This window comes from Vallitalea pronyensis (assembly GCF_018141445.1).
Classification (GTDB): Bacteria; Bacillota; Clostridia; order Lachnospirales; family Vallitaleaceae; genus Vallitalea; species Vallitalea pronyensis.
The window spans coordinates 2,105,015-2,131,022 of the sequence record NZ_CP058649.1 but is presented as its reverse complement, the minus strand read 5'-3'; the positions used below and the strand labels follow the sequence as shown (position 1 = coordinate 2,131,022).

General features: G+C 35.7%; 25 protein-coding genes. 1 reads left to right on the top strand and 24 read right to left on the bottom strand.

From position 1 onward, the window contains the following. Positions 1-28: 28 nt before the first annotated feature. From HZI73_RS08775 to HZI73_RS08685, 19 genes are all read right to left on the bottom strand, one after another. The gene (locus HZI73_RS08775) at positions 29-1,096 is read right to left on the bottom strand and encodes a tetratricopeptide repeat-containing glycosyltransferase family 2 protein (protein ID WP_330619710.1); all 1,068 of its coding nucleotides are present in this window, start codon (positions 1,094-1,096) and stop codon (positions 29-31) included. Positions 1,097-1,443: 347 nt separating this feature from the next. Then, on the bottom strand, positions 1,444-4,077 hold the full coding sequence (locus tag HZI73_RS08770; RefSeq protein ID WP_212697871.1) for an MMPL family transporter: 2,634 nt from the start codon (positions 4,075-4,077) through the stop codon (positions 1,444-1,446). A 13-nt stretch (positions 4,078-4,090) separates the two neighbouring features. Continuing rightward, positions 4,091-4,699 (bottom strand): TetR/AcrR family transcriptional regulator, encoded by a 609-nt coding sequence (locus HZI73_RS08765; RefSeq protein WP_212697870.1) that lies wholly within the window; start codon positions 4,697-4,699, stop codon positions 4,091-4,093. Positions 4,700-4,855: 156 nt separating this feature from the next. After that, positions 4,856-5,224 (bottom strand): nuclear transport factor 2 family protein, encoded by a 369-nt coding sequence (locus tag HZI73_RS08760; protein WP_212697869.1) that lies wholly within the window; start codon positions 5,222-5,224, stop codon positions 4,856-4,858. A 38-nt stretch (positions 5,225-5,262) separates the two neighbouring features. Continuing rightward, the gene (locus tag HZI73_RS08755) at positions 5,263-6,075 is read right to left on the bottom strand and encodes a class D beta-lactamase (protein ID WP_212697868.1); all 813 of its coding nucleotides are present in this window, start codon (positions 6,073-6,075) and stop codon (positions 5,263-5,265) included. A gap of 96 nt (positions 6,076-6,171) precedes the next feature. After that, positions 6,172-8,274 carry a S41 family peptidase gene (locus HZI73_RS08750; protein ID WP_212697867.1) on the bottom strand — a complete coding sequence of 701 codons (2,103 nt, stop codon included), beginning with the start codon at positions 8,272-8,274 and terminating at the stop codon, positions 6,172-6,174. A 152-nt stretch (positions 8,275-8,426) separates the two neighbouring features. Beyond that, entirely contained in the window at positions 8,427-8,909 is a 483-nt protein-coding gene (locus HZI73_RS08745) for a GNAT family N-acetyltransferase (RefSeq protein WP_212697866.1), read from the bottom strand. A 34-nt stretch (positions 8,910-8,943) separates the two neighbouring features. Further along, on the bottom strand, positions 8,944-10,443 hold the full coding sequence (locus HZI73_RS08740) for a M23/M56 family metallopeptidase (RefSeq protein ID WP_246552530.1): 1,500 nt from the start codon (positions 10,441-10,443) through the stop codon (positions 8,944-8,946). 5 nt (positions 10,444-10,448) lie between these two features. After that, on the bottom strand, positions 10,449-10,820 hold the full coding sequence (locus tag HZI73_RS08735; RefSeq protein WP_212697864.1) for a BlaI/MecI/CopY family transcriptional regulator: 372 nt from the start codon (positions 10,818-10,820) through the stop codon (positions 10,449-10,451). A gap of 227 nt (positions 10,821-11,047) precedes the next feature. Next, the gene (locus tag HZI73_RS08730) at positions 11,048-11,422 is read right to left on the bottom strand and encodes a DUF4180 domain-containing protein (protein ID WP_246552420.1); all 375 of its coding nucleotides are present in this window, start codon (positions 11,420-11,422) and stop codon (positions 11,048-11,050) included. Between the two features lie 417 nt (positions 11,423-11,839). Further along, positions 11,840-12,232, bottom strand: coding sequence for a VOC family protein (locus HZI73_RS08725; RefSeq protein WP_212697863.1), 393 nt, complete (start codon positions 12,230-12,232; stop codon positions 11,840-11,842). Between the two features lie 137 nt (positions 12,233-12,369). After that, complete coding sequence (locus HZI73_RS08720) at positions 12,370-12,837, bottom strand: helix-turn-helix domain-containing protein (protein WP_212697862.1); 468 nt, start codon at positions 12,835-12,837, stop codon at positions 12,370-12,372. Between the two features lie 290 nt (positions 12,838-13,127). Beyond that, the gene (locus HZI73_RS08715; protein WP_212697861.1) at positions 13,128-13,844 is read right to left on the bottom strand and encodes a DNA alkylation repair protein; all 717 of its coding nucleotides are present in this window, start codon (positions 13,842-13,844) and stop codon (positions 13,128-13,130) included. Between the two features lie 252 nt (positions 13,845-14,096). Then, positions 14,097-14,450, bottom strand: a complete 354-nt coding sequence (locus HZI73_RS08710; protein ID WP_212697860.1) for a hypothetical protein — start codon at positions 14,448-14,450, stop codon at positions 14,097-14,099. Positions 14,451-15,136: 686 nt separating this feature from the next. Then, complete coding sequence (locus tag HZI73_RS08705) at positions 15,137-15,349, bottom strand: hypothetical protein (RefSeq protein WP_212697859.1); 213 nt, start codon at positions 15,347-15,349, stop codon at positions 15,137-15,139. A gap of 75 nt (positions 15,350-15,424) precedes the next feature. Further along, on the bottom strand, positions 15,425-16,423 hold the full coding sequence (locus HZI73_RS08700; RefSeq protein ID WP_212697858.1) for an ABC transporter permease: 999 nt from the start codon (positions 16,421-16,423) through the stop codon (positions 15,425-15,427). Positions 16,424-16,440: 17 nt separating this feature from the next. After that, a complete protein-coding gene (locus HZI73_RS08695; protein WP_212697857.1) occupies positions 16,441-17,550 on the bottom strand; it encodes an ABC transporter permease in 1,110 nt (369 codons plus the stop codon). A 1-nt stretch (position 17,551) separates the two neighbouring features. Then, positions 17,552-18,406, bottom strand: coding sequence for an ABC transporter ATP-binding protein (locus tag HZI73_RS08690; RefSeq protein WP_212697856.1), 855 nt, complete (start codon positions 18,404-18,406; stop codon positions 17,552-17,554). 15 nt (positions 18,407-18,421) lie between these two features. Beyond that, positions 18,422-19,084, bottom strand: a complete 663-nt coding sequence (locus HZI73_RS08685; protein ID WP_212697855.1) for a TetR/AcrR family transcriptional regulator — start codon at positions 19,082-19,084, stop codon at positions 18,422-18,424. A 131-nt stretch (positions 19,085-19,215) separates the two neighbouring features. Here HZI73_RS08685 and HZI73_RS08680 point away from each other — a divergent pair, with 131 nt between their 5' ends. Continuing rightward, positions 19,216-19,776 carry a GNAT family N-acetyltransferase gene (locus tag HZI73_RS08680; RefSeq protein ID WP_212697854.1) on the top strand — a complete coding sequence of 187 codons (561 nt, stop codon included), beginning with the start codon at positions 19,216-19,218 and terminating at the stop codon, positions 19,774-19,776. Between the two features lie 198 nt (positions 19,777-19,974). Here HZI73_RS08680 and HZI73_RS08675 read toward each other — a convergent pair whose 3' ends face one another. The 5 genes from HZI73_RS08675 to HZI73_RS08655 form a co-directional block, all read right to left on the bottom strand. Further along, positions 19,975-20,682 (bottom strand): type II toxin-antitoxin system Phd/YefM family antitoxin, encoded by a 708-nt coding sequence (locus HZI73_RS08675; RefSeq protein WP_212697853.1) that lies wholly within the window; start codon positions 20,680-20,682, stop codon positions 19,975-19,977. A 188-nt stretch (positions 20,683-20,870) separates the two neighbouring features. Then, positions 20,871-21,425: an NUDIX hydrolase gene (locus HZI73_RS08670; RefSeq protein ID WP_212697852.1), complete on the bottom strand. Its 555-nt coding sequence runs from the start codon at positions 21,423-21,425 to the stop codon at positions 20,871-20,873. A gap of 11 nt (positions 21,426-21,436) precedes the next feature. Continuing rightward, positions 21,437-21,973, bottom strand: a complete 537-nt coding sequence (locus HZI73_RS08665) for an ECF transporter S component (RefSeq protein WP_212697851.1) — start codon at positions 21,971-21,973, stop codon at positions 21,437-21,439. Positions 21,974-22,029: 56 nt separating this feature from the next. Beyond that, a complete protein-coding gene (locus tag HZI73_RS08660) occupies positions 22,030-25,041 on the bottom strand; it encodes an efflux RND transporter permease subunit (protein WP_212697850.1) in 3,012 nt (1,003 codons plus the stop codon). Next, positions 25,034-25,921, bottom strand: a complete 888-nt coding sequence (locus HZI73_RS08655; RefSeq protein WP_212697849.1) for an efflux RND transporter periplasmic adaptor subunit — start codon at positions 25,919-25,921, stop codon at positions 25,034-25,036. Before HZI73_RS08655 ends, HZI73_RS08660 begins: the two co-directional genes overlap by 8 nt. Between the last annotated feature and the right edge of the window lie 87 nt (positions 25,922-26,008).

Sequence of the window (26,008 nt, the reverse complement as noted above, 5' to 3'; positions counted from 1 at the left end):
TGCTAATTAAAAATAATCTATATTGCAGCTATTCATGTTCTTCTGTCTCTTTTTTAGATAGAAGCATTTCAAAAAACTTTTTATTATGGAGATATATTTTATCATTGGGTTTATAAGTTCCAGCCATATCGTTGAATGCTTTAGCTTTTAACACCTGCCCAATTTTGTAGTAGCAGGCACATAATTCCATATGGGGTCTATACCCCCAGCTGTCATGGGTAACACTTCCCCAGGTTGAAGGTTTCTCTAACTTTGTGGCTACTTCATACCAATAAATTGCTCGTTCGTATTGTTTATAATTTTTAAAATGCTCTCCAATCATGCAGCATATTTCTGCTCTAGGTATACCAAACTCGAGACTTCTTAACAAACTTCTGAGTGCTTTTTTATCTTCTTTTCTGATATAATGGCATTTGGCAAGATCCATACAAGCATCCATATAATTGGATATAAAGCCACCTTCTGAATCTAAAAACTTATTATAAAATGTAATAGCTTCATCAAATTTTTTGTTGGCATATAATTCTCGTGCATAGTAGAAGGTATTACGATCATTTAAACCTTCATCATTCAAGATATTCTCAAGTATTTTTAGGTTTCTATCACCACTATTATGTACTTTTCGATGGGTTATGCATATATCACTATTAAAGTATTTTCCATGGATTTTCACATATTCATGGACAGGATTCACCCATTCATACTGCTTGCTTCGCTTAAGCAATCGTTCTCGTGTGAATGTGGTTTTTGGTATCCCCTTTTCATCAACTTTGATATTGTATTTCATCATGACAATATCAATTTCTGGGTTCATGACGCGCTTTAATCGAATTAATTTCTCCCGATCTTCTTCAAGCAATATGTCATCTGCATCTAGCCACATAATATAATCTTTTGTTGCTTTAGAAAAAGAATAATTTCTAGCAACAGCAAAATCATTGACCCACTCAAAATCATAGATATTTGTGGTATACTTGGCTGCAACTTCTTTTGTTTTATCTGTTGATCCTGTATCAATAATGACAATCTCATCAACGATATCTTTTACCGTATCTAAACATCTTGCTAGCGTATCTTCTTCATTTTTTACAATCATGCATAAACTAATCGTTACCATAGCCTCACCTGTGATAAAATATCTCAGAATATTTTATGCTTTTAATAATATACCGTGAGTATTTTTCTAGAAAAGAATGGGTAACTTTTGTTAATGACTAACACTAAAGTTTCAGGACTACCAACTTTTGTATAACCGTTTCTTGGCATAAAAAAAGCCAAGTTCTGTAGCGTATGTTTATATACGCTCATAACTTGACTTTGTAATGGGATAGTTACAAGTAAGGGATTATAATAAAGTATTTTATGTCTATATCAGATAAGATAATAGTTGCTATAAAATCACCATTCTTGAAAAATATAACCAATGATTTTTTTGTAATACATTCATTCAGTATCCTCTATATTCTTAAGAAATAGTGGCAATACAACAACTGTCAATATGAAAGCTAATGACACACCTATAAATAATACTTTTCCTAAACTGGCTATCCCCACATAGCTTGAAAACATTAATGAGCCAAAGCCGCACATGGTGGTTATGGTGGTTAGTAAGATAGCTCTTCCTACACTGGAAAACAGCTTAAAGATATTTCTCTCGCCTGATTTATAGTGATGCAAGATATGCACACCATCATCAATCCCTATACCTATAAGCAGTAAAATAGATAAGAAATTAAGGACATTAAACGGCAAATCGATCAGTACCATCATACCAACTGTATAAACCATGGTGAACATCAGTGGTAGAAATGCTAATAACGTGTATTTTATATGTCTAAAATGCAGGAATAATATTAAAAATAGAATAGCAAACACAACCACACCTGTTAAAGCCATCTCGTCAGAAGCTGATTGATAGAGTACCCTCATAAAGATTGGTGTGCCTGTTATGGTTGCATCAATATCCGTTAATGCCTTAAAAAATGTGTTTCCCTTTTCGCTATCCAAATGATCCCATATACTAAAATCAGGATAAATCGTTAACAAGTACATGCTACCGTCTTCACTTACAAACTGTTTTTTCAAGTCTTGTGGTAGACCTTCTACTGTTAAGGGTTCTGTCACTAACATGTGATGACCGATTGCTTTATATAGGTTATAAAACTCCTCAGATAGTTGATCCACGTTTGTCTTAGGTGCATATTTTAGTGTCTTGATTAAATCATCAATGGTTGTAGCCATCGTTACAAAATCTCCCTCTGTAAGGTTCCGATACCCTGTAGTGGACCAACTTTTTTCATAACTGGCTATTTTTTTCTTTATATTTTCTAGCTGATCAATCAACGTACCATGAGGAATGCTTCTATGGGGCACTTGTTGGCTTAACATTGTTCTTGTCTTGTCAATGGCCTCTAGCTTGGTATGTTGCTGCATTTCCTTGGGTACGATGTCAGCTATACTGCTCACCTTCGCAACACCATTCACTTGTTCATATGCTTCATGAAGCTCATATACGTCAGCCAGTTCACTTACTTCTATACTAAAGGAATCCGTGCTCATATCATACTGTTCGACCAAATGTTCCATTAACGCTATGGATTCTAACCCTTCTGGTTCTAAATGCATTAAATTGGTATCAAAGGTCACATTTTTGGCTTTATAGGCCATAAAACTTGTTAATAGTAGTAAACCAATGATAACGGGTACTTTTACTTGGTTAACTTTTACGGCTATATGACCAATCCAATGATATTGCCCTTTAATTTTGCTGACTTTATGGGGCTTTTCTTTATTTATCATAATGATAGCTGGAAGCACCCAGAATACAGCTATTAGTGTGGTTAAAATACCCGTACCCATGATGGTTCCTAGTTCTTGTAATATCTCTAACGAACTGATATTTAAAGCCAAGAAGGCAACTGCTGTGGTTAACGCACCTGTAATAATGCCCAGTCCTGTTATGGATATAGCACCTTTGATGGCTTCTTGTTTTTCTAGCCCATATGCTCGCTTTTCAGTATAACTACTGTAGAGATGAATGGCGTAATCAATACCCAAACCCAGTAACATGGCAGCAGAAAATGCTGTCATCATATTGAGCCTGCCAATGGTCAGCTTCGTTAAACCAACTGCCCAGATAATACCTAGAACCAGAGGTATAAAGGTAATGATGGGGGCTAAGAAAGACCTAAATGCAAAATACAGAATGGCTAAGATTAAGAGTATGCTTAACAGGGTTGTTAATAAGGAATCGGACTCAATGCTTGCCATTTCATCTCTTACAACCACATGCATACCTGTTGCTCTAACACGAACATCCTTATGGTTTGCATCAATCGCCTTAATGGTTTCCTCTATGGTATTAACCCCAGGTACTACTTGCTCCATATCCATGATATCGAAGTTGGGTTGGACTGTAACAATGACCGCTTTGCCATCAGGTGATACCGCCCGTGTATTCCCAGTAAAAAACTTGGTGATTGCCTGTCTTAATTCTTCCTCACTACTTCCACCCTTTAACCCTTTATTGGTTACTTGAAACAAAGCCATCATTGCATCATAATTAGCTACTTGATAAGCAATATCTTTTGAAGATAACTGACCTTCTTCTATGCCTTTTATGGATTCATCGATAGTCATCTCTAACATGCCATAGAAACTATCCAGATTCGTGTCCATGAGAGCATAACCCATCATCTCAATCTCTTTTGTTGGTACATACAGCAAACCGTTTTCTAGGGCAAATGCTTCATCGATTCCAGCCGATACAGAAGATATGTAGTCGGTTAATTGGCTTAACTCTTTATGAACAATCTCTGTGACTTCTTCTAATTGATGTCTATCGTCACTTTCTATGACAACCATGATGTTGCTGAGTGTTGGAAAATCTTCTACGATTTTCTGGTATTCTTTAACAGCCGAATTTCCTTTTGGTGCTAAAGCTACCCAATTTAATTCCAAATCTAAGAAACTAGCGAAAATACCCATAAATACTGTCAAGCATAAAGCAATGGCTAGAATTGTCTTTGGTCTTTGCGTTACCCACTCTACATTTTTGGCCATTAATTTCTCTACCATATGATCATCCTTTCTATACATATCCCTTTAGGATAAACCCTACCTTTTCACGTATGTTATCAAACATCGTCTCTTTTTTCCTGTCTTTTTCATACACGTACAAAATAAACTCCAACATCATGCCACTGTAAATCACGTCGCTTAAGACTTTTGCATCACAAGGTACAATAAGACCTTTGCCTTGTAAGTCTTCTGTAAGTTCTTTTAGATGATCCAATACTTGAAAATCAAACTCTGCTAATTTTTTTATAAGGGCTGGTTTACTTTTGGCAAGATTGAGACTGGCAATACCCAGTTCTTTCAAAATACCCTTTGGAAAGATCATGATATCTTTTAAATTACACTTGATGAAGTTCATAAAAATATCCAGTACACTTGTACCTTTATCCATGTACTGATTGGTTTCAATCTTTTTTATGGTATGTTCCATTGAAAATACTTCTAAAAAAATATCTGCTTTTGTTTTAAAATAATTAAAAACGGTACCTTCTGCAATGCCTACTTCTCTGGCTATTTCTTTCGTACTTGTCTGGTCATATCCTTTTCCAAAAAATAATTCTTTTGATTTTTCCAAAATGCTTTTTCGGATTTGTTCTTTTTTTTCTTTTCCTATGCGCGCCATACTAATTTCCTCCAACTTTAATATGAGTGCACTCATATGAGCTCACTCATATTGTACGCCAAGTTCTATATTATTTCAAGTCTATTTTTAAAAAAATACTATACATATTAAAAGGACCAAGCACCTATGTGCTTGATCCTCTAGACATCTTATTATCTAATATTTGGTGCAATACCCTTTATCTCTTCGCCACTGAGGAGCTTCACCATTGTCCCCCCAATATTCCGTCATCTCAATAATCTGATCATCTTGGATGACAAAAAATGCTGTAACATAAAAAGAAATCTCATGGTTCGTTATCTCCGTTACAGCGATGACTTCGCGCTCAGCCTCTACAATCCGTTCAACATTCGCATACCATCGACCTGGATAATCTTTACTAAATGCGATATACGCTTCTCGACTATCAAATAACTCTCGCGTATTGGGTAACTTAACCTTAGCCTCTTCTGCCATCACTTGGCGAAGACCATCAAAATCAGCTGAATCAATATAATGATAAAAGTCCAAAATGATTTGTCTCATGTGTCTTGTCATCCTTTCTCCATTATTTATTTCATACATTATTCTTCCAATGCATTTATTAAGTCTAAATCCTTTAATATCTGACGTGCGATATCTTTTGCTTTATATCCGGATGTATCGTTTTTACCTTGTATAAATACAGCAAAATGATGTCGATGACCTTCTCGTTGAACTGTACCCACAAACCACCCGATAAGCTCTTCATCTTTCCCTGTTCTACCAGAGCCAGTTTTACCCGATAACGTGTAATCTTCTGTGTCTTCCAGTACAAGGATATCCCTTACAATGGCCATATTATCAGATGTAAAAGGTAGCTTATCTTGGTATAGGTCACGTAACAAGTCAACCTGCTCACGGGGGCTTATCTTCAGTGATGACATGATCCAAAATTCTGTGAGACCTCCTGATATATCACCATTACCGTACTTCACCAAATCCATATAATGCTGCATCTGTGATAGACCAACTTCTTTAGCTAAACGTTTGTAATACCAGACAACTGAATATTTTATAGCACTTGCCAATGTATGGTCCCCATTCCATGCTTCCATGTTATATGTGGTCCCATCCCACTTATACATATGGTTGGCATCTTGTATAACACCTGTTTCAAGACCTATTAATGCGTTTAGAATCTTGAAAGTTGAGCAAGGCGAGACTTGTGTTTCTATTAATTCCTCGTTATAGATGAGGTAATCATTGGTCTGCTCATCCAGCATAATGAAAGAACCCTCAAAACCATCAAAATAATCTTCAAAGGCTATTTGCTTTTCTTCATCACCTAAAAACTGCTTTTTAATACATCCTGTTAGAATGAGCATAACACCTACAATCAATAACCACTTATGCATAACACCCTCCTGTTTTTATTACTATCAGTATTAGTATAGCATAATCCATTCTAAATACAATGCTATAAAGGATAAATATGTAGTAGGTGTCGTAGTTTAGAAACTTTGAACAATGCGTTTGAAATCATCCCATACACTTCTTATGACGCGTTTTATAACCATTCGATTTCTTAATATTGAATCAATACGCTTATCATTGTCATGGATTAACGCTATAGCCGTACCCACGACAGTATCTTCATGGGATAACTCGCTTTCAATACTCCTAGTAACGATTACATCCGGTATGACCCCTCTTCCATAAGAGATATCTTTTGCTGAGTTGGCGGATATGATTTTAATCATTGGCATATGCAGTATGAGTCCGCTGCTATGACCTAGCATGACTTTGGAAAAATCTAAGCCACACATCATATGATAACCACCAGCACCCTCTTGTCCTATAATTAATCCTCTATCATGCTCATGAAAAAGACTGGCAAGGATACAAGCAGCAGACCCTGTAAGCTCTGAGGTCAGTACATAAACGTTGCCTGTATAAATGCCATTTTCATTAGGCTTATATGTAGGAAAAACTTCTGGATGAGTGTGGGCATCCATATAATAGCAATCGCCGTTTTTATCAGCTTTATAATGACTATAAGGCTGACTATTGGGTATCATATTATCAGTATATTTAAAAAACCCATAGATTCCATTATGTTTAACCTCATGTCCCTTAGCAACTTTAAACTCATCTTCAGCGAAGTATGAAAATAGTTTGTGAATAGTCTCAGCACTACCACCTGGATTTTTTCTTAAATCCAATATAAGATTTTGTGACGTCGTATGAAGGAGGATATCTTCTATTTCCAGTATGGTTTTTTCATCCATACTCATACCATTAATCCTAAGATGCGTGACATCTTGGTCCAGCTCTTGCACTTCATAAGGTACCCATTTCGTAGGCTCTTTAGCAGGCTTGTTTTCTTTTTTAAGTACCCATGGTATATCCTTACCACTTTTTGTGGTTAATACTAAGGGGTCTCCTGCTGATGGCATATAGACCATATCATAAAGTATCTCAAAACCACTGGATAAATGCTTAGCTTCTGTGAACAAAAATTGCTCCTCAAAGCCTTCAATATAGCCGTCACCTGTTCCGGAACCTTGGGATAATTTGCTAATGATCCCTTTCATAGGTTCGTCATTAATCGCTACGATTTCATCACCTACTTGAAGACCCTCTATCTCTGCATAACGAGCCAAGACATAGCATTTTTTATCTATTACACCAAGTTTAACAGGAAAATCATAAGGCTTATTATACAGTTTGGTTTCATCTCGTAAGTATTTCTTGTCAATATAGGTATGGTTATCCTGAATTAAATGAATGATTTCATTAAGGATAAGAAAGAGTTCATTAGCTGTCATTGGACTATTCAACTGGGTTTCAATGTCATCAAAGGCATCTGCTAATGTACTAGGTGTCACATATTCAGTTAATGCTGGATGCCCTTCATATAAGGATTCTTTAAAGACCTTAAAGATATCCTTTAGTTCTTGAACCGTAAGCTTGGTACTGCGATAATCTTTCTCTAGATTGCCGTGACCTTCGTTAACATCCTGAACGGTATTACCATCGTTTTGACTACCTGAAAAAATCTTAGGTACTTTGGTTTTACCCTTATAAGAACCCTTTACAATGAGACAATAATCTTCAATCAGTTTATTGGCATGGCCCATTTTACCTAGACATGTACCAGCCTTCACTTGATCCCCTACATTGACTAAAACTGTATCGGGCTCAATACCTGTATAGGTAACGATCATGCCATCTTCCATCTTTATCCACACTTCCATGGTTAAAAACTTCGTATTGTATTGATGTTTTTTCATAATTTGTCTACCTTCATCCACGTTGTCAAAGCTAAATACCCTATAGAAATCAGGGCTAAATGATACGTTAATACTTTTTACAACACCTGAAGTGATGGCTAGGATTTCTGAATGTTGGTCGCCTGTTATAGCATAACCCAAAAAGGGTTCTTTCTTATCTAGGATTTTGTTATATACCAAATCATCAGGTCCATAGAGTAGATCATCCCCATAATTTTTGCCTTGTATGGGCCAGCAATTTTCTTGAGCATACACGTTAGTTTGCAACAACATACATAGTATAAATATCATCATACATTTTGTTTTCATTTTTGTTTTCATTGTTAATCCCCTTATAGTATGTCAGTTTATAATTTTATTAATCTTCCCGACGTTAGTGCCATGTTTTGTTTTACGTTACCATCTCCACAATTGCTGATTTATCGTTGTTTACTCTTACCATTTAGTCATGGATTGTCCAATGTAAGGCACCCTTATATGACTAAATCCTTTTCCAAGTAATAGGAAGGTATGCCATCATCAATAAATTCTTCTTTGCATGTGAAGCCCACTTTTTCCAATAATCTTTTAGAAGCAACATTATGTTTATATGTAAAGGCACAGATTTTATGAATCGCATATTTCTCTGCAATTTCACCACAGAATTCTTCTAGAACCTTTCCCCCAATTCCCTTATGCCAATAGTGCTTATCAAAAATGACAATGCTTAAGAAACAATGCTTATCTTCTACTTCGTCAATACAATAACACCAAACATCGCCGATATAGTTGTCATCAACACATATAATTTTTCCATAACTTGTTGCATCAGGTTCCAAGGTTTCCTTAAACATATCAATGGCTTCTTCTAATGTATTTTCCATAAATGGAAATAAGCCTTTTAACACTTCATCCTTTGACTCTTGAAAAAATTGCATGACATGTTCTAATTGTCTAGCTTGTAATGTTATATTCATATCTTTAATATCTCCCATCTCTATCAATGCATCATCATCTTGATTTATTCAATACACTTGGTAAATAGTCTTTCGGATCAACAAATTCTCCATTATACACGATTGCTAAGTGTAGATGAGGACCTGTGCCTGTATTCCCTATTACACCAATTATTTCGCCTTTACTTACGGTTTCATGCTCCAATACGCTTAGTGTTTCATAGCCGCCATACCATGATTCATAGCCATCACCATGATCGATTTTAACGACATGGCAATGTTCATCATGACCAATGAACGTTACATACCCATCATCAACAACCTTAATGGGCTCACCTGGATGGGCGAGTATATCTATACCATGATGAGCTTTATCACTTTTAATATAATAGTCTTGCATGATGGTATCTCGAGTAACAGGGTTTTCATATATGGGCTTGGCTGTGGTTACTAATTGCTTAGCTTGTATGTACTTACTATCCCCATTGTCTTTATGCCAATGAACTTTGAATAGATCAATGGGTATAATACTTTCTGTATGCTTTAGAATTAATGGATTGGTACTGAGTGTTAATCCAATACACATGATACACATCCATAAGAGTATTTTTTCATAGCATTTTTTCTCTCTAAACCCAATAATATGTTTAACACGAAGGGTTAAGTTGTTGGCGTTATAAGAGGATTGCCAGCAAGGTATCTTCATTTTCTTACCTACAACACAATCGATTAAAGAATGGGCATATTCTTGTCGATGTTCTTGACCAAGAAGGTGAATAACCTTTTCATCACATGCCATCTCAATGTCTTGATTCATATAATGGATGGCTAGCCATACAATTGGGTTAAACCAATGTAACATACAAATCATATAAGCAAGTGGTTTTATTCTAAAATCCCACCGTTTTATATGGACCAACTCATGGATGAGTACATAGGTTAACGAATGATTTGTATAAGCTACAGGTATATATATTCTAGGATGTAATAACCCTAATACAAAAGGTGTGTCAATCTTATCTGATGTATAAACCTTGATCTGTTTTCTTACCTTTACTAACCCTTTAAGCCCATGAATAGGATTGGGTTTTAGGATTGTAGCTGTTCCAATACGCTTACCCATTTTTATATACTGTATCACATTGTAAAAGAATACGATGAGTACACCTAATGCCCATAAAAAACTAGCGGTCATCATCATGTTTTCTTTTGAGACTAATCCATGGCTAGAAACTAGTCTTGTCGTATCTGTTATATGTCCATGACCATATGTTTCAATACGTGGAAACTCTATACGGCTTAATTCTTCTGTATAAGTCATGGTGATTACATTATGTTCAACGTCTGTTATTACAAGATTAAATACGTTTAATGGATTGGCTATTGAAAATGGACTGATTAAACGAAACATCATGACCATCCAAAGCACATACAAAAGCATACTAGGTATTCGCTTAACAAACACCTTACGGATTAAAAGAATGATAACACCTATAAACGTGGAAACAATACTCATACTTAAAATCATCGTAAATGCGTTCGTTACATACATCATCACCCTTAACGCCTGCTTTCATCAATAATACGTCGTAATTCATCTGCCTCAGAATCGGATATTTTTTTACCATCTAAAAAAGAAACCAGCAAATGTGGCAAGGAATTGTTAAAGGCTTTCTCTAATAATTGTTCCCCTTCATATTTTCTCACATCCTCTAATTTGACGATGGATGTAACTGTTGCTTTTTCGTTTTTTAGTACTTGTCTTTGCTGCAACTTCTTAAGAACCGTATACGTTGTTGACTTTTTCCATCCTAAATGCTCATGGCATAACTTAACCAACTTGGTAGAATTGATAGGCTCATTAGCCCATATAAGTTGCATAAACTTGAATTCAGCATCAAAGAGTTTGTATTGTTCATGATTATCTGGCATTCATCTTACATCCTTTCATCTTAATCCATGACTAATGTCTAGGCATGTCCCCTATGCATAAACAACGTTAAAAAAATGGCTAAAAACACTATTGCATTAGCACAAAATTTGAAACGGAAGAACTTAATAAAAAGAGTCTATCATAATAGACCCTTTCTTGTCAAGTTGCTTTAGATATACATTATATGCTTAAAAAATTAGACTTCGTTCCCACCACATGAAACATTTTAAAATGTCTTTAAGGCAACGCTGTGCAAAGCGTTGAGCCCTTCTTCAACTGTAGCTTTGAAAAAAATCCATTGTCCCTTATTGCATTCATATATAAAATCCTTAAGGCTTTTACTGGTGTAATGGGAAAAATCGCCGATAATCGCTAATCTCATTTGATAGTTGATAAATTTCTGCAATACCTCTCCTGCAAATTTGGTTTTCAGGTCAAAAAACTTCTCGTGGATATTGTCTTTATGGATCAACATGTTCATGCAATCAACACATTGAGCATTACTCATCATATCCAAAGCATCTTGCACCGTATGAAGATTACTTTCTCCTCTATCTATAATGGCTACTTTTACATTATTTTTTTTGTTTATCGTCATCATGACTTGTCACCCTCTCCGAATTTTTTATGGTCTTTCTGTCATCAATAGTCCAAACACAACTTGTATACACTCCACAAACTTCTTTATAATTACTTAAAACTCCTTATTTCATTCTTTTTTACCATTATATTAACGTGTCGTTCATTTGTCAAGACTTTTTTATCTTATTACCTACGCATATGGTTATATATTTTTTTAATATGGATGGCGTTTCTTTTTAAGAACAAAAGAGGCTACGCGGCATTCATAGAAGGAGATTGTCGTTAAGAAAGTATCCTTGACGTATATGAAAATGCTCCTATTTCATATGCCATATTCAGAGAACTTTCTTATAAGATAAAAAAACTAAGCATCTGGTACGTCATAAATACCAAATGCTTAGTGCACTAAAAAAACACGTTTAAACAATTATATACATTAATTAGAGGTGATTTCAACTTTCATTCTATCTGGGTCCTCAAAATAAACAGCATAATAATCTTTACCACCTGCATAAGGATGTTTATCTTCATATAATATGTTAATGCCTTTTGCTTTTAAGTCTTTTGTGATTTCATCAACAAATGCTCTACTTCCACCATGAAAAGCTAAATGATTGAGTCCTGCCCTACACCGGTGATAGGGTACATCTAAAAAACGTTCTTCTACTTGAACAAAAACCAAATAGGTGTCCCCTAATAGATAGCTTATACCATCTTCCCAACTTTGAAATTCTTTGTATCCAAGTTTACCTAGCAACCATCCCCAGAAATCCTTAGTAACTTGTAAATCTTTTGTATAAATCTCCACATGATGAAGCATACCTTTCATTTTAGGTCTCCTATCTTTTTTTATATTTATTTGTATTAACAGTTTTTGAACAACGTATATATAGCAAATTTAGTCATTCTTACACTTTAAAGAAAGCCGTATCTTTACAATAGTATTAGCCAAAAAATATAAACCTTCTATTGTTGTGTCAACACATCTAACGCTCCCAACATTGCTTCCATAAAAGATAATGTCCCCCACAACATGATCCTTGTCTTCTTTTCTTTTTCAATAAATTGGACATTCATTGTGGATGTACCGTACTTGGTATCTTTATTATTCATAACGGCCATCAGCATATTGGCAATACGGGTGCCTTCTTCCATATCTTTAACGTCCATATCAACAACCGTAGAAACAGTTACCCCATGGGTAGAAGTCTGTCCTTTATCTTCCGTAGAAAATGTAATATCCCTTGTCTCATCTATAATCCCCTCTGGGCCTGTCCCCTCGGTAAAAACACTTAAGTCATGACCTGTAATGCGCCACTGTTTGCCCACTTTATTCGCTTTTAATTTACCTTCTCTAATGAACTTCCTGATGGTCTTTGGATGCATATCAATCATGTCAGCCACTTGATCCACGGTATAAAACTTCTCTATCATACCACAACACTCCTTATCTATTCTTAAGAGAAGTATATGCTGTCCTTTTTATTCTGTCAAGTATGCCTTTTACAACCTACCATTCTTAATACGGATCTTGTTTGCTTTTTATGTTCTAATCTGAATTAAACGGTTAAGATTATAAGGCTATGGAAATAAAGTTCATAAAGATAAAGAGGTAAATTGGAATTTCCAGATTTACCTCTTTTAATGCTATAATAGCTAACACTTTCTATCAAAGCCTACTTTGGTTTATTGATTATATTTAGCCTCTGTCACACCATTACTTTCTAACAGATAACTTTTTTTCGTTTCTTTCCTAATCGCCCCATATCCTTTATTTTCATAATGGATTCTGATGCAACAGGTACTTTACAGGATGTCTTACCCATATATACATTGACCTTGCCTATCTCTTCTGCTATGGCAATGGCTTCTTCTGATAATGTAGGTATATATGCACCAACACTTATCACAAAATTATTCATGGTATAGCGAACCCGATTTTCTTCATCATGAATGTTTTCTTTAATGTGGTTAATCAGCTGTCTAATTTCATCCATATCTAACTGTTCATTAGGTGTAACAGATATATAATTGGCATAAGTTGAATAGGCTGCTGCCCTTTTGTACCCATTATCTTCGCCTTCTGCCTTTATCCAATCATGGATACATGGCAATGCTACTGAACTCTCAGCCGCCACATTGCTCACAGCGTATTCATTAATCATATAACCTGTTGTGGCAAATAACCATTCATCTAATAACGCCTTTGTCATTTTTTTAGGTTCTACGATATAATGGGCAAGATACATGGCATCATAATTGCCTGTTTTAAAAAGTTCTAAGCCCAGTTCATGGTCCTTTTTAATTTTTTTTACCAGTTTTTTTAAATCACCTATTTTAACACCAAATAAAGGCCCTTTACAACCATGGTTTCGATATATTTTACGCGTTTGCTCCGTTCCCATTAATTCTAATTCGGTCATAACTTCATGTATCTTCATATGCATGCTCCTCTCCGGAAAAAAGTTATTACTTAACAATTAATCTTATATATATATTATAAGAAACCTGTCCCATCATGTCAACTGAGAAATCATAGAAGATTCCAGAATGTTGATTATTGATAACACAAATGGGTGGAAACATGCATCCTTTCAGATAACCCGTTAGTGAAAGGGGCTGTCTCAGCAAAATTGCTTTCATGAGACAGCCCCTTATATAGGCCAATTAATTAAGACTAATAATTTATCTTCTTATATTCTTGCTATTTCTTTGTAATCTGTTAATATAACGCCATCAACTTCAGCATAATATTCAACTTGGATTATCGCCCAATCTTTAACAAGCCTGTTATACTCTAAATGATCGCTAATGTTTGTGGATGTTGTTTTTATCTCTTTTGTACCATCTTCAAAGTAGACGGTTATTGTCATTTTTACTAAGTCAGGAGTAGTATCATTATCATGCACATCTATGGTAGACTTCATACGGTATGTCTGAGCAGTTAAACTTGTAGAAATATAAGGGGTTTTTGCAGCAAAAGATGTTGATGTTACTCCTATTATTGTTAATACAACACACATTATACTAATCATTTTTTTAATCATAAATAATTCTCCTTCTTACGATTTATTTTACAGCTTTTTTGTTATATATAATTATTATTTAATTTTTTTGTACCAACTTAGTATGTATTAATTAAGTAATAAGTATAGTAAATATAAAATCCATTCTTTGTAAATATAAGTTTTTTAATAGCTCACATGTTAAATCATAATAGGATAAGCTTTTTTGATGAATTAAGAGTAAGAATTCTGCTAATCTAATTGACGATAGGTTGATTGGATCATCAACAAACAAAGCTTTCATAACATCTTATACACTCCTTATTCATATTTATCAACCCATAAACATTATATTATGTTTAGTCTAAATAATCAATATGATTACTTTTATACCTTTATTTTTTTATAAATACCACAATTATACCTATTTAAATTATATTTTTTTGTATATTCATATAAATAAATAATTTTTATTGTAAATATAATGGATTCATATCATTAATACCCATTAGTCATTGTTGTAGGCAAACGAGTTAGTACCATAGCCTGATAAAGAAAAAGACCCGTTATTGGCATATAAATCCAATACTTGGTCTTTTCCAAATTAAGGGTTATCAAAAAATGATACATTTTCCATAACCCTTTTCTACATGGCATTTAGGCAAATCACAATCCAACCTGTTCCCATTTTTTTATCTATAACAATCTAACATACTATTCTTAGCCTATTACCTAGCGCCTAAAACAAATAACACAATACCGACAATTAATACAATCGTACCAAAAACATAGCATACAATGACTGCTGATTGGTCACTCATGGTTTTCTTAATTTTCATTTTCACAATTTTAATAAGTGTGGGTGGCTTTTTAAAACCAATATAATATACAAACATAGCATAAAGCACACATAATACACCGCCAAAAATATACCAATTCATTGTAAAACTCCTTTCCAATACCCCTATTACTTAGGTTAACAGTTTACATAAAATGCTCGTGATTTACCTTTTATCTTACTGTAAGCCTTTCTTAATCTTAGGTGCAAGATAGATATAGACAATAGCACTAAGCCCAAAGGTAATAACCGTATAGAGTATAATCTGCCCCCATGTTGCACTTGCTGCAAGCACGGCATCATTACCTTTATATGCCCAATAGAATGGTATGGGGTAGAATAAAATCTGCCATTGTTCACTTAATAATTCTATAGCTGCTATGGCTGCTGCCAGGGGTAAGAATAACATTTTAACACTGGATGCAGCGGTTATAATATCTTCGCTCTTAATACCTTCAATAAAACCAACCAGCATACTAAGAATAGATGATACAATGACCAATAACAGCATCTGCCCAAAATTAATCGTTGTATAGCCTGTAATGAGTACAATAGCTAATGTACCATAAATGGGTAATGTAATCCCCATAAGGCTTTTACCCAGTATAAATACATTTCTTGAAACAGGTGATAAGTGAATAGCGCGTATGGTTCGATCAACTTTCTCTTCTACAATATTGAAAGCAATGAGCATACCACCTAATACACTTGTAAATAGAATAGCAATATTAACTAGCATTTTTTTAAGTGGTGGTGTAGCACGGTCAAAGTCCTCAATCACAGCTGTTGAATCTTCTATCTGTGCATCTTGTTCATAGAGTGTAATCAACACCTTGGCATAATCCAATATGCCCTCTGCTTCATTACCTTGCTGCAATACATAATAGCCATCATCTTTTGGCAAAATACCAATCATGTTATCACGTTTTGCTACACGGTCCTCCACAGCTTCAACTGTATCAAAGGTTTCAACTTTAGCAAAATCCCTTAGGTAGGTGGCAGCTTCTATATCTTCTTTTAAAAGTGCTAAATTAACCGTCGTATCATTAATACTTGGTGTTAACAGATTAATACCGATAGCAAATAAGATTGGAAATAATATAATATACACAGCTAAGAAATCTCTAGTGTTCACCTTAACATCTCTAAGAAAAATGGTCCATACTTTTTTAAACATTGTCATCCTCCTCCCCGTTATACCGTCATGGTTTTCTTGTATCGCATATTTGAAATCAAGAATAGGATGATACCAGCAATGAAGAAGCCTAATGACGTCATTCCTACATAATGCATATCCCCATTCTGAAGAATTGTCTCTTTAAAACTTTGAATCAAAGGGTATGTGGGAATAACTTTCACCCAAAGAGGTTCCCAACTTGGTATGAAATAAGCTATATTAGGAAGCATCATCACGATCATGACACCATAGATAGCTCCAAAAGCCTGCATCATGTTCTTAAAGCAGCTACCAATCAATAGGCCTACTGCTGATGCAAAAAAGCTAGAGGTTAACAAGACAATGACGAACATGAAGTAGTTCACTTGCAGCCCCATAAGCGGTATGACAATGATCAACGTGGATAGTAGACTGGAGAATAAAAGTACACCCACTTTACTCATTAAGTATTGCCACACGGAGGATGCTGTAATGGCATAGGCCTTAATAATGCCCTCTTGTTTATCTAAGAAGATATAGGCAGCGATGATAAATAGTCCTAAAAAGCTTCCATTAATGGCAATAAGAGCAGGTATGATATTCTGTCTATCCGTCAATGTACCATAATGGGTATCGATAGAACGTACTTCTAAGTTATCCATATGCTCATGTAGGATATCTATATCTTTGTTATGATAGATAAGATATAGATTGCGAAGTCTCTGTGACTCATACCCTTGTAAATAATAGGTATAATGCAATCTATTATCGTCACCTAGGGTTATAATGGCTCCCAATTGTCTTTCGTTTTTAGCTAATGTAACCACATCTTCAGCATTATCAAGAACATATATTTTCTTGCCTTCTGCATGGTATAACTGAGCTTGATAGGTCTGTTTTTTGCTTTTAATCTCAACTTGCTCGATGTGGTTATCCAGGTCACCTTCCATAAGGGTTTCATTCAAGGATTCCTTGGCTGCTTCAGGTAAATCAAGATAAAGATACTCATCTGAGGTACTTGAAAATTCTTCTGGCACTAAAAAAAGTAGAACAACGAGAATAATGGCTGCCATAGCAAATTCAATGTAGAAATAGAATCCTCTTGATGCAAGTTTTAATTCTTTTATAAAACTATGCCATAATTTCATTTTATTCAAGCCCCCTTCCAGTCACTTTAATAAAGATTTCCTCAAGTGTCGCCTCCTTTGTATGCATGGTCTGAATATCGTAATGTGCAATAATATCCTGCAACTGCTTTTTGTCACCTTCACCTACGGTTGATAGGGTATCTTTTACGGATTTATTGGCTTTGATATATTCAACTTCAACTAATTTGTCACCGTATTTTAACTTAAGATTCTTAGGTGAATCAATCAATTTAATTTCACCATCAACAATAAAGGCCACACGATCACATAATTCATCTGCAATGTGCATGTTATGGGTCGTTAAGAAAATCGTTACCCCTTTCTTATTTTCTTCCTTTACAATCCGTTTAATCTGAGCAGCTATAGCTGGGTCAAGTCCTGTTGTTGGTTCATCTAAGAACCATAATTCTGGATTATTAATCATGGATCTGACAAAAGTCAGTCGGTGTTTCATACCTTTAGAGAATTCCCCTGCCCTTATACTGGCTTTATCACCTAACCCAACCAGTTCAAGTAATGCTTGAGGGTCTCTGGTCTTTACATCAAATAGTTTTCGGTAGAACTCAAGGTTCTCTTTGGCCGTCATCTTGCTATAGACATTGGATTGCTCAAAGGACATACCAATCTGATTAAACATTTTATTGGAGATTTTTTTTACATCGTAACCTGCCACACTTACTTGGCCTTTTTGTAGCTGTAACAAACCTGTCAGAATGTTTTGGGTGGTTGATTTACCTGCGCCAGATGGTCCAAGAAAACCAAAAATTTCGCCCTTAGTTACCTCAAAATTTGCGTCATTTACGGCATACTTACCGTCATTGTTGTAAGAATGGTAGAGATTATTAACCTTAATCATTAAAATACGCCTCCCTTATTTGTAGAATGCTTTTTTTAAAGTGCTTAAGTAACTATCAATGAGCAGTCTTAATTCTTCCATGTTAATAGCCTTATCCCTAGCTAAGATATCTTTCATGTAATCGTCCATGATACGTTCAAGGGTCCACTGAACAATCTCTATGGATTTATGAATATCCATATCTTCTTTAAATAAACCAAAATCAATGTTCTTAAAATACATGTTTTCATAGATATTGGGGTATTCAGCCTCCACCTTTTTCTTGATCTCATCAACGGATATTTGTTCGTACATGACTTTTGAAAAGGGTATAATGTAGGGATACTCGGCAGCAACACCTATTTTAATCAATGCAATCTTTCTGATTCTTTCAAATAAGTCTCTTTCCCGAAACCCCATCTCCTTTTGAATAGCTTCCAGCATAACCTCTATGGTGAAGGCTCCTAAATAATCGTAAAGTGCTTGCTTATTGGCAAAATATTGAAATAGAGAGCCTTTTGAAATACCTGCATTTTTTACAATGGCATTGGTGGAAGCTTTCTCGTATTTATTTAAACTAAACTCTTCTAATGCACTATTAATAATGCGCCTTTTCTTTTCATCATCGAGTGTTCTAAATGTATTTTCCAATCCTATCACCTCTTGTATTTTCAACATGACCACCTTGGTCACTTTCATTGTAGCACCTTTGACCCAATGAGTCAATAGTCTTTTGATTTATTTTTTTACAATGATTTTTTATTGCCTTATTGCTTTCACACAACAACTATCGTATAATTTATTCCATTGATAGCAGGGAGGAACAGAGCATGATGAACATAAATATTCGAAGACCATATGATGATGACATAGATGCACTTCATGTTTTTTTTAAGGAAACAATACCACATACTTGGGAAAAAGAAGGTGTTGGGGATTGTGTGGATGAGATACAATCAGAAATTATAGAAAAGATGGCTTACTTGAAAAAAGACCTAGAAACCAATGGTCGTCACCATTTCTTTCTTATTGCATGTATGGAAAATAAAATCGTGGGCACCATTGCCTATGGGTTATGTGGCCCATTGATAAATAATTGTACCGATGGCAGATACAAGGACATGGGCGAGATAGGTTCAGTGTTTATTTTGCCGGATTACCAGAAAAAGGGTATTGGTACACTTCTACTCAACGCTATGCTGATTGTCCTACATGGTCAGCATATTGAAGAATTTGTTTTAGACAGTGGTTATTCACAAGCCCAGAATGTATGGAAGAAGAAATTAGGCGAGCCAACCCATATGCTGAAAGACCATTGGGGTGAGGGAGCTGATCATATGGTATGGCATTGTAAGATAGCTGATTTATCTATAAATTATAGAATTGAGTAAACATCAACAACTAAGCTCATTCTCTTTACTACAAAAAACAGACCCCTATTGCATACATGTCCAATATGGAAACATGTGGTGTTGCATGAACAGGGGTCTGTATTTATTAGTCCATCACTACGCTTAACCTATAACTACTGATAGTTAAGGATGGATATATTTTGTTGTATGAGCAAAGCGATCTGCCTACGTATCGGACTATATAAAACAAGCCGTGATGTCAAAGGATAGTCCTGGGTATTGTTTGGATTCAAAGACTTCTCCCTTATTCAGAGTATCGCATCTATCAATTTGTTTATCTTGGAATAACCAATGAATGACGTTCTCATTCTTAGGGTCAATGATTACATATTCTTTGACCCCTGATTCTAAAAACAGATTAAGCTTTTCAATCATGTCTTTATTACGTGTGGATGGGGACAATATTTCAATGATTAAAGTCGGTACACCGTAATAGCGGCCATTTCGAATATTTTCTGGATCGCACATCACAAATATATCAGGTTGCACGACATCTTTTGATTTGCTCTTTTCAAAGTGGATATCATAAGGTGCCACGTAAGCTTTACATTTCTTGTCTTTAAAGTAAATATAGAATTCACCAATAACAAATGCCACAATATGTTGATGGATATGAACTGGAGATCCCATGGCATATACAACCCCATTAATGTACTCAAATCGTGCGTCCGTTTGTTCATACATCTCCATAAATTCTTCATAGCTCATCTCGACTTTATCATAGGTGTAGTCAGGAGCTCCTTCCCGAATGGCCTCTTCATAACGATAGTACTTTACTAACTTAGCAACGGGTTTAGAATTACGGGTAATAATAATATCTTCATCTTGCACCAACTCCAGGTATTTGCCAAAATTTGTTTTCACATCGGTTGCATTAACCTTCATCAACTCACTCCTTAATCATTTTCATTCGCATAATTAATTATATCACTAAGGATAATATTAATCAATACAACAAAAATATTAATTATAATCAAGTCTATGATTAATCATTTTTTATGTGTGAGGATGTGAGAGGTTTTATAGCTATGTATTTAATGTACTTATAAAACGTATCTCAAACTACGTTTAGACTACAAACCTAATGTTCTTACCTTATCGATCAACTTAGCATATACCAACTTCATATGAGGTTCAGTGGAATGGTCCACCACTTGGTCCATGGGTACCCATTTTACATCACTGTTTTCATCTTCCTTAATGATTAAAGGATCATCCTCATTGGCTTCTATTAAGTATGAAGCATCTAAGTGAAGATGTGCCGATACATATTCCCCTTTTTTGTAATGGCCTATAACCGCTAAGATATCTATCGAAAAAATATCTTCTGTCACAGGCTTATAATGTTCTATACCTGTTTCTTCTTTTACTTCCGCCATAGCTACAGCCAATAGATCACTGTTACCATCTGCATGGCCACCAGGCAATGACCAGGATTGATAGATGTTATGATAGATCATCAACACCTTACTTCGTGCGCTATTCACCACAAAGGCAGAGCATCCCACATGAGCAATGGTATTTTCTCTTACAAGGACATCGTCAAATAAATCAAGGCTTTTTTGAAATAATGCTAAATCTTTTTCTTCTTGTTCGTTATATGGTTGATAATTTCTAATGCTGTTCATGCTTCAATCACCTATCTTTTTATATTAACTATTCTAGGGAAGTATCTATCCATCATATAGACCATGGAAGGTATGATAAGCCATTGAATAAGAAGCCCAGGCAACCCTACGACAATTGCTCCTTTTACATACTCAATGGGGTCAAATTTCAGACCCAGTGTTACCCCCATAATGTAGACCGTTAATCCAGCCATTAATCTCCCCACTAACATGCTGGCTAATAATTTTATGAAAATATTATGAACGCCTGCTTTACTTAGCAAACTAATCACAAGACCATAGGTGCCAAGTTCTACCATCATAATGGGGCATATAGGGTATAATAGAGGCATGGTTGTTAAGAGGCTGCTAATTAACGGTGTCAGCATACCAACACCAACAGCATACACAGGTGATAGTATAAAACCAGCTAAAATGACTGGAATGTGCATGGGTAAAAATACCTTTCCTGCACCTCCTACCGCATGAAAAATCATGGGTAAGATAATACCGATAGTAATTAAAACGCCGCTGTACACAATGGATTCTACATGTAATTTTTTTCTCATTTCTACATTCTCCTTAGGATAAAATTTTCATTTACAGTTTCTTGTTTCAATGCTGTTTATTCTTTTTCTACCAACGCATAGACCACAGGAATAATCACAAGGGTCAATACCGTAGATACCATCAACCCTCCCATTAAAGCAATGGCCATTGGGCTGAAAAATGAACTGCCTGATAATGCTAGGGGTACTAAGCCCATAACCGTCGTTACCGTACTGAGCATAATCGGTCGAAAGCGCTTGTCCACTGACTCCATACAGGCCTCTTCTAAGGCACTACCTGATGCTCTAGCACGATTCATGTATTCGATTAATAGAATAGCATTATTAACCACAATACCGATTAAACTAATGAGTCCTAGTAACACTGTAAAGGTTACCTTAATATCAAATAAAACAAAGATAAGAATAGAACCAATTAACGATAAAGGCACCGTGATCAAAATCACAAAAGGTTGTTTATAGGAATTAAATTGTAATAACAATATGATGTAGATAATAGCTAATGAAAATAGAGCAGCCACATCTAATCCACTTAAATAGTTGTCCATGGTTTCTTTTTGCCCAAAATATTTTACTTGAAGCCCCTCTTTATCAGGATAATCCTCAATTAATGCTTCCACTTCATTGCCTATTTCAAGGACACTGTAACCGGATATCACATTGGTTTCAACGGTAATAGCACGTCTCCCATCTAAACGATTAATGGTTGGAAGGTTGTCTTCTAATCGTGTATGTGCCACTTGTTTTAAAAGGGTTTTATTGCCTGTTATTCTTGATTTTATGCGAAGGTTTTCTATATCCTTGATGGTTGAAGCATTAGTTTTTAACCAAATATCATAGGTCGTGTTGTTAAGTTGCAACGTGGTAGGTGATGAACCATATAAAGATAGATTCAACTGATTCTGAATATCGTATTTCGTTAAGCCAAATGTTGTTGCCATGGCAGAGTCAATGTCAACTTGATAGGCGTAGACTTTGCCGACACTATTGCTCTGAACATTAATGGTACCTGGTGTCTCCAGTAATTTTTTCTCCACCTCATCTGCTAACCCCTTTAAAGTATCCATGTCTTCTCCAGCAATAACCACTTTAAAGTCTGAGCCACTTTCTGTTAGTTCTAACTGATTAACGGTTGCAACCCCTTGATAGAGTGCATGGTTTAACTTATCTTGAAGATAGATCATATAATCATTCTGATTACTAAATACACTCTTTTTTAAATCCACCCGAAATAAAATCTGCCCCATATCTGCAGTAGAAGCCAAAGGGTTGACCGTTATATAGAATTTGGGTAATGAACCACCTATGGATGATGTATATGTTGTGATGGCTTCTTCTTCTGCCAATATACCTTCTACCACCTCTACATAAGTTTTTGTTTTGGCGGTATCACCTTTCACTTCTCCTTGGAGGTCCACATACATTAGGTCTTTATCCGCATAGGGAAACAAATCAATTTCTAAGGTAAGAGCTGCTAAAACGGCTAGTCCAAGCAAAGCAAAACTACTGATTGTCGTTATAATCTTATGTTTAAAACTCCTTATCAAGATATAATGAAAAAAGCGTCGTATCCGATGTCTTTTTTGATGATCTATGGGACCTCGTGCTTTAAAAAATAGGCTTCCAAGAGCTGGTGTTATCAACATGGCGACAACATAGGAAGCAGATAAGGATATAAACACAACTTGTGGCAAACTCTTCACAAATTCCCCTGCTGACCCAGGAAGGGTTGTAATAGCTGCAAAAGCAGCTAAGGTGGTTAAGGTGGAGGTCAGTACGGGTACTAACTGTTCACGAGCCCCTCTAAAAGCTGCCTCTTTCTTCTCTAAGCCTTCGTTTAACTTCACTTGAATGGCATCACTGATGACAATGGAATTATCCACCAGTATACCGAGTGCAACAATCAGTCCCGATATGGACATCTGTTCAATATGGATACCTGTTAGTTTCATAACAATTAAAGTGATGCAAATGGACAAAGGTATGGACATGGCAATAATGAGGGCGTTACGTATACCAACACCTATAAAAACTACGATCAGGACAAAGAGCATACCCTGTAATAAGCTTATGATAAAATCATTAACCGCATTGCCCACTTCTTCTGGTTGAAACAATACGTCATGAAGTGCCGTTTCATCCGCCATGGTGTCTTGATAATCACCGATAGCTTTTTTTACGTCATCACCAATATGAATGACATTTTTGTTTTCTTCAAAGTACCCAGTTATTAATATAGCATCTTGTCCATTATGACGATACTGTCGTTCATCTTCTTTATGCTCCATGCTGATTTTAGCGATATCTTTTAGTTGAACCATAGCGCCTGTGTCTTTTGATACGGTTAGGATTAAGTCTCCAATCTCATCTAGTGATTCAAACTTACCTTTCACGTTTACAGCTACATTGCCAGAATCTTGAAGATAACCGGCAGGTATATTAAGGTTCTGAGCTATAAGGAGATCCCTTATGTCTTCCATGGATAAATCATACTGATTCAGCAGAGAGTAGTCTATGTCAATCATGACTTGTTTTTCTCGCATACCTTGTATGGTTACTTTTCTAACACCTTTAACCATCTGTAATTGTTGCTTTAAATCGATTGCATGTTGTTCTAATTGACTATAGAACCCATCTGATAAGCTTATAATAAATCCTGCTGAGTTAATTAAATCCGTTTCAATGGCGGGCTTCTTTACGCCAAGAGGTAATTGGCTGTCCATGTTACGCATAAGCCGCTCAAGTTCTTCCCACTGCTTGGCACTATCCGCTTCTGTTTTAAGCTTCACAATGACAATGGATACGTTGTTATTGGAAATGGATTCAATACTGTCTACCCCTTCTAAGGCCATGGCTTCTTCTTCTACAATTTTAGTAACCTGTTCCTCCACTTCAACAGCAGAAGCACCTGGAAAAACGGTGGTAATAACAGCTGCTGGTGATGTGGTATCTGGATTTTCCTGTTTGGGTAGTAAATAATAATTATATAACCCATAGACAATGAGCGCAACTGCAATAAGTAACGTTGTTTTTCGCTCTTTTATGGCATATTGAATGATTCTATTCATGGGTGCCCACTCCCTCATCGTCAACTATTTTGACTTGCTGACCTTCCTTTAAAGAGACTCTGCCAGAACGGATGACTTGGTCGCCTTCTTGCAAGCCTTTTACCTTTATATAGTGCTCACCATGACCTTCTATGGTCACAGGTTGAATCTGAACCCGATTCTCAGCATCTACAAGATAAACGAAGGGTGACGCATCAATGGACACATGGTTCATATCAAGATACAATCCCTCTTCTTGACCAAGTATTAACTTCACCTCAGCCATATTACCAACCATGTAATCATCCTGTTCATAGGTGTCTTTCATCTCAATTTGACAAGCAAATGTCCGTGTTGTTTCATCGGGATAGGGGCTTATCAAACAGACCCTGCCCTCGGTCTCTTGTTGGCCTATCTTCATGGTTGCTTGTGTACCCACTTTAATCTTTTTCACGTCATCAGCTGTTATGCCCAAGGTAATACGGTGATTATAAACATTTAAAATACCAACTGGGTCGCCTACATCCACTGTATCCTCTTCATTAACCAAGATCGATTGGATTACCCCCTGGCTATCACTTAAAATCGTACGGTCATCCTCCTCAAGGCTGTTAAGACTTAGGATTTTTTCATCTTTATTAACAGGTTGCCCTACAGGTTTATGAATGGTTGTAACCTTACCTTCTTGTTCAGAAAAGATAAACCGCTCATCATGAATGATTACCACACCAAGATAGCTTAAGCTTATATCTTTTATTTCTTTTTTCATCTGTGTGACTTGGACAGGACGTACTATGGCTTTGGTCTTAGTCGTTTCCTTAGGTATTAGGCTGCATCCCGCCAATAACAGTATAACACTTATGCTGATGATGAACTTATATACGTACTTTTTTATTTTCATCTTATTTCATCTCCTCCAATACCTATTTGTGCCTATTGTGCGCCATGATTAACCAGAATTTTCTTGTTCTTAGTATAAACATCCATG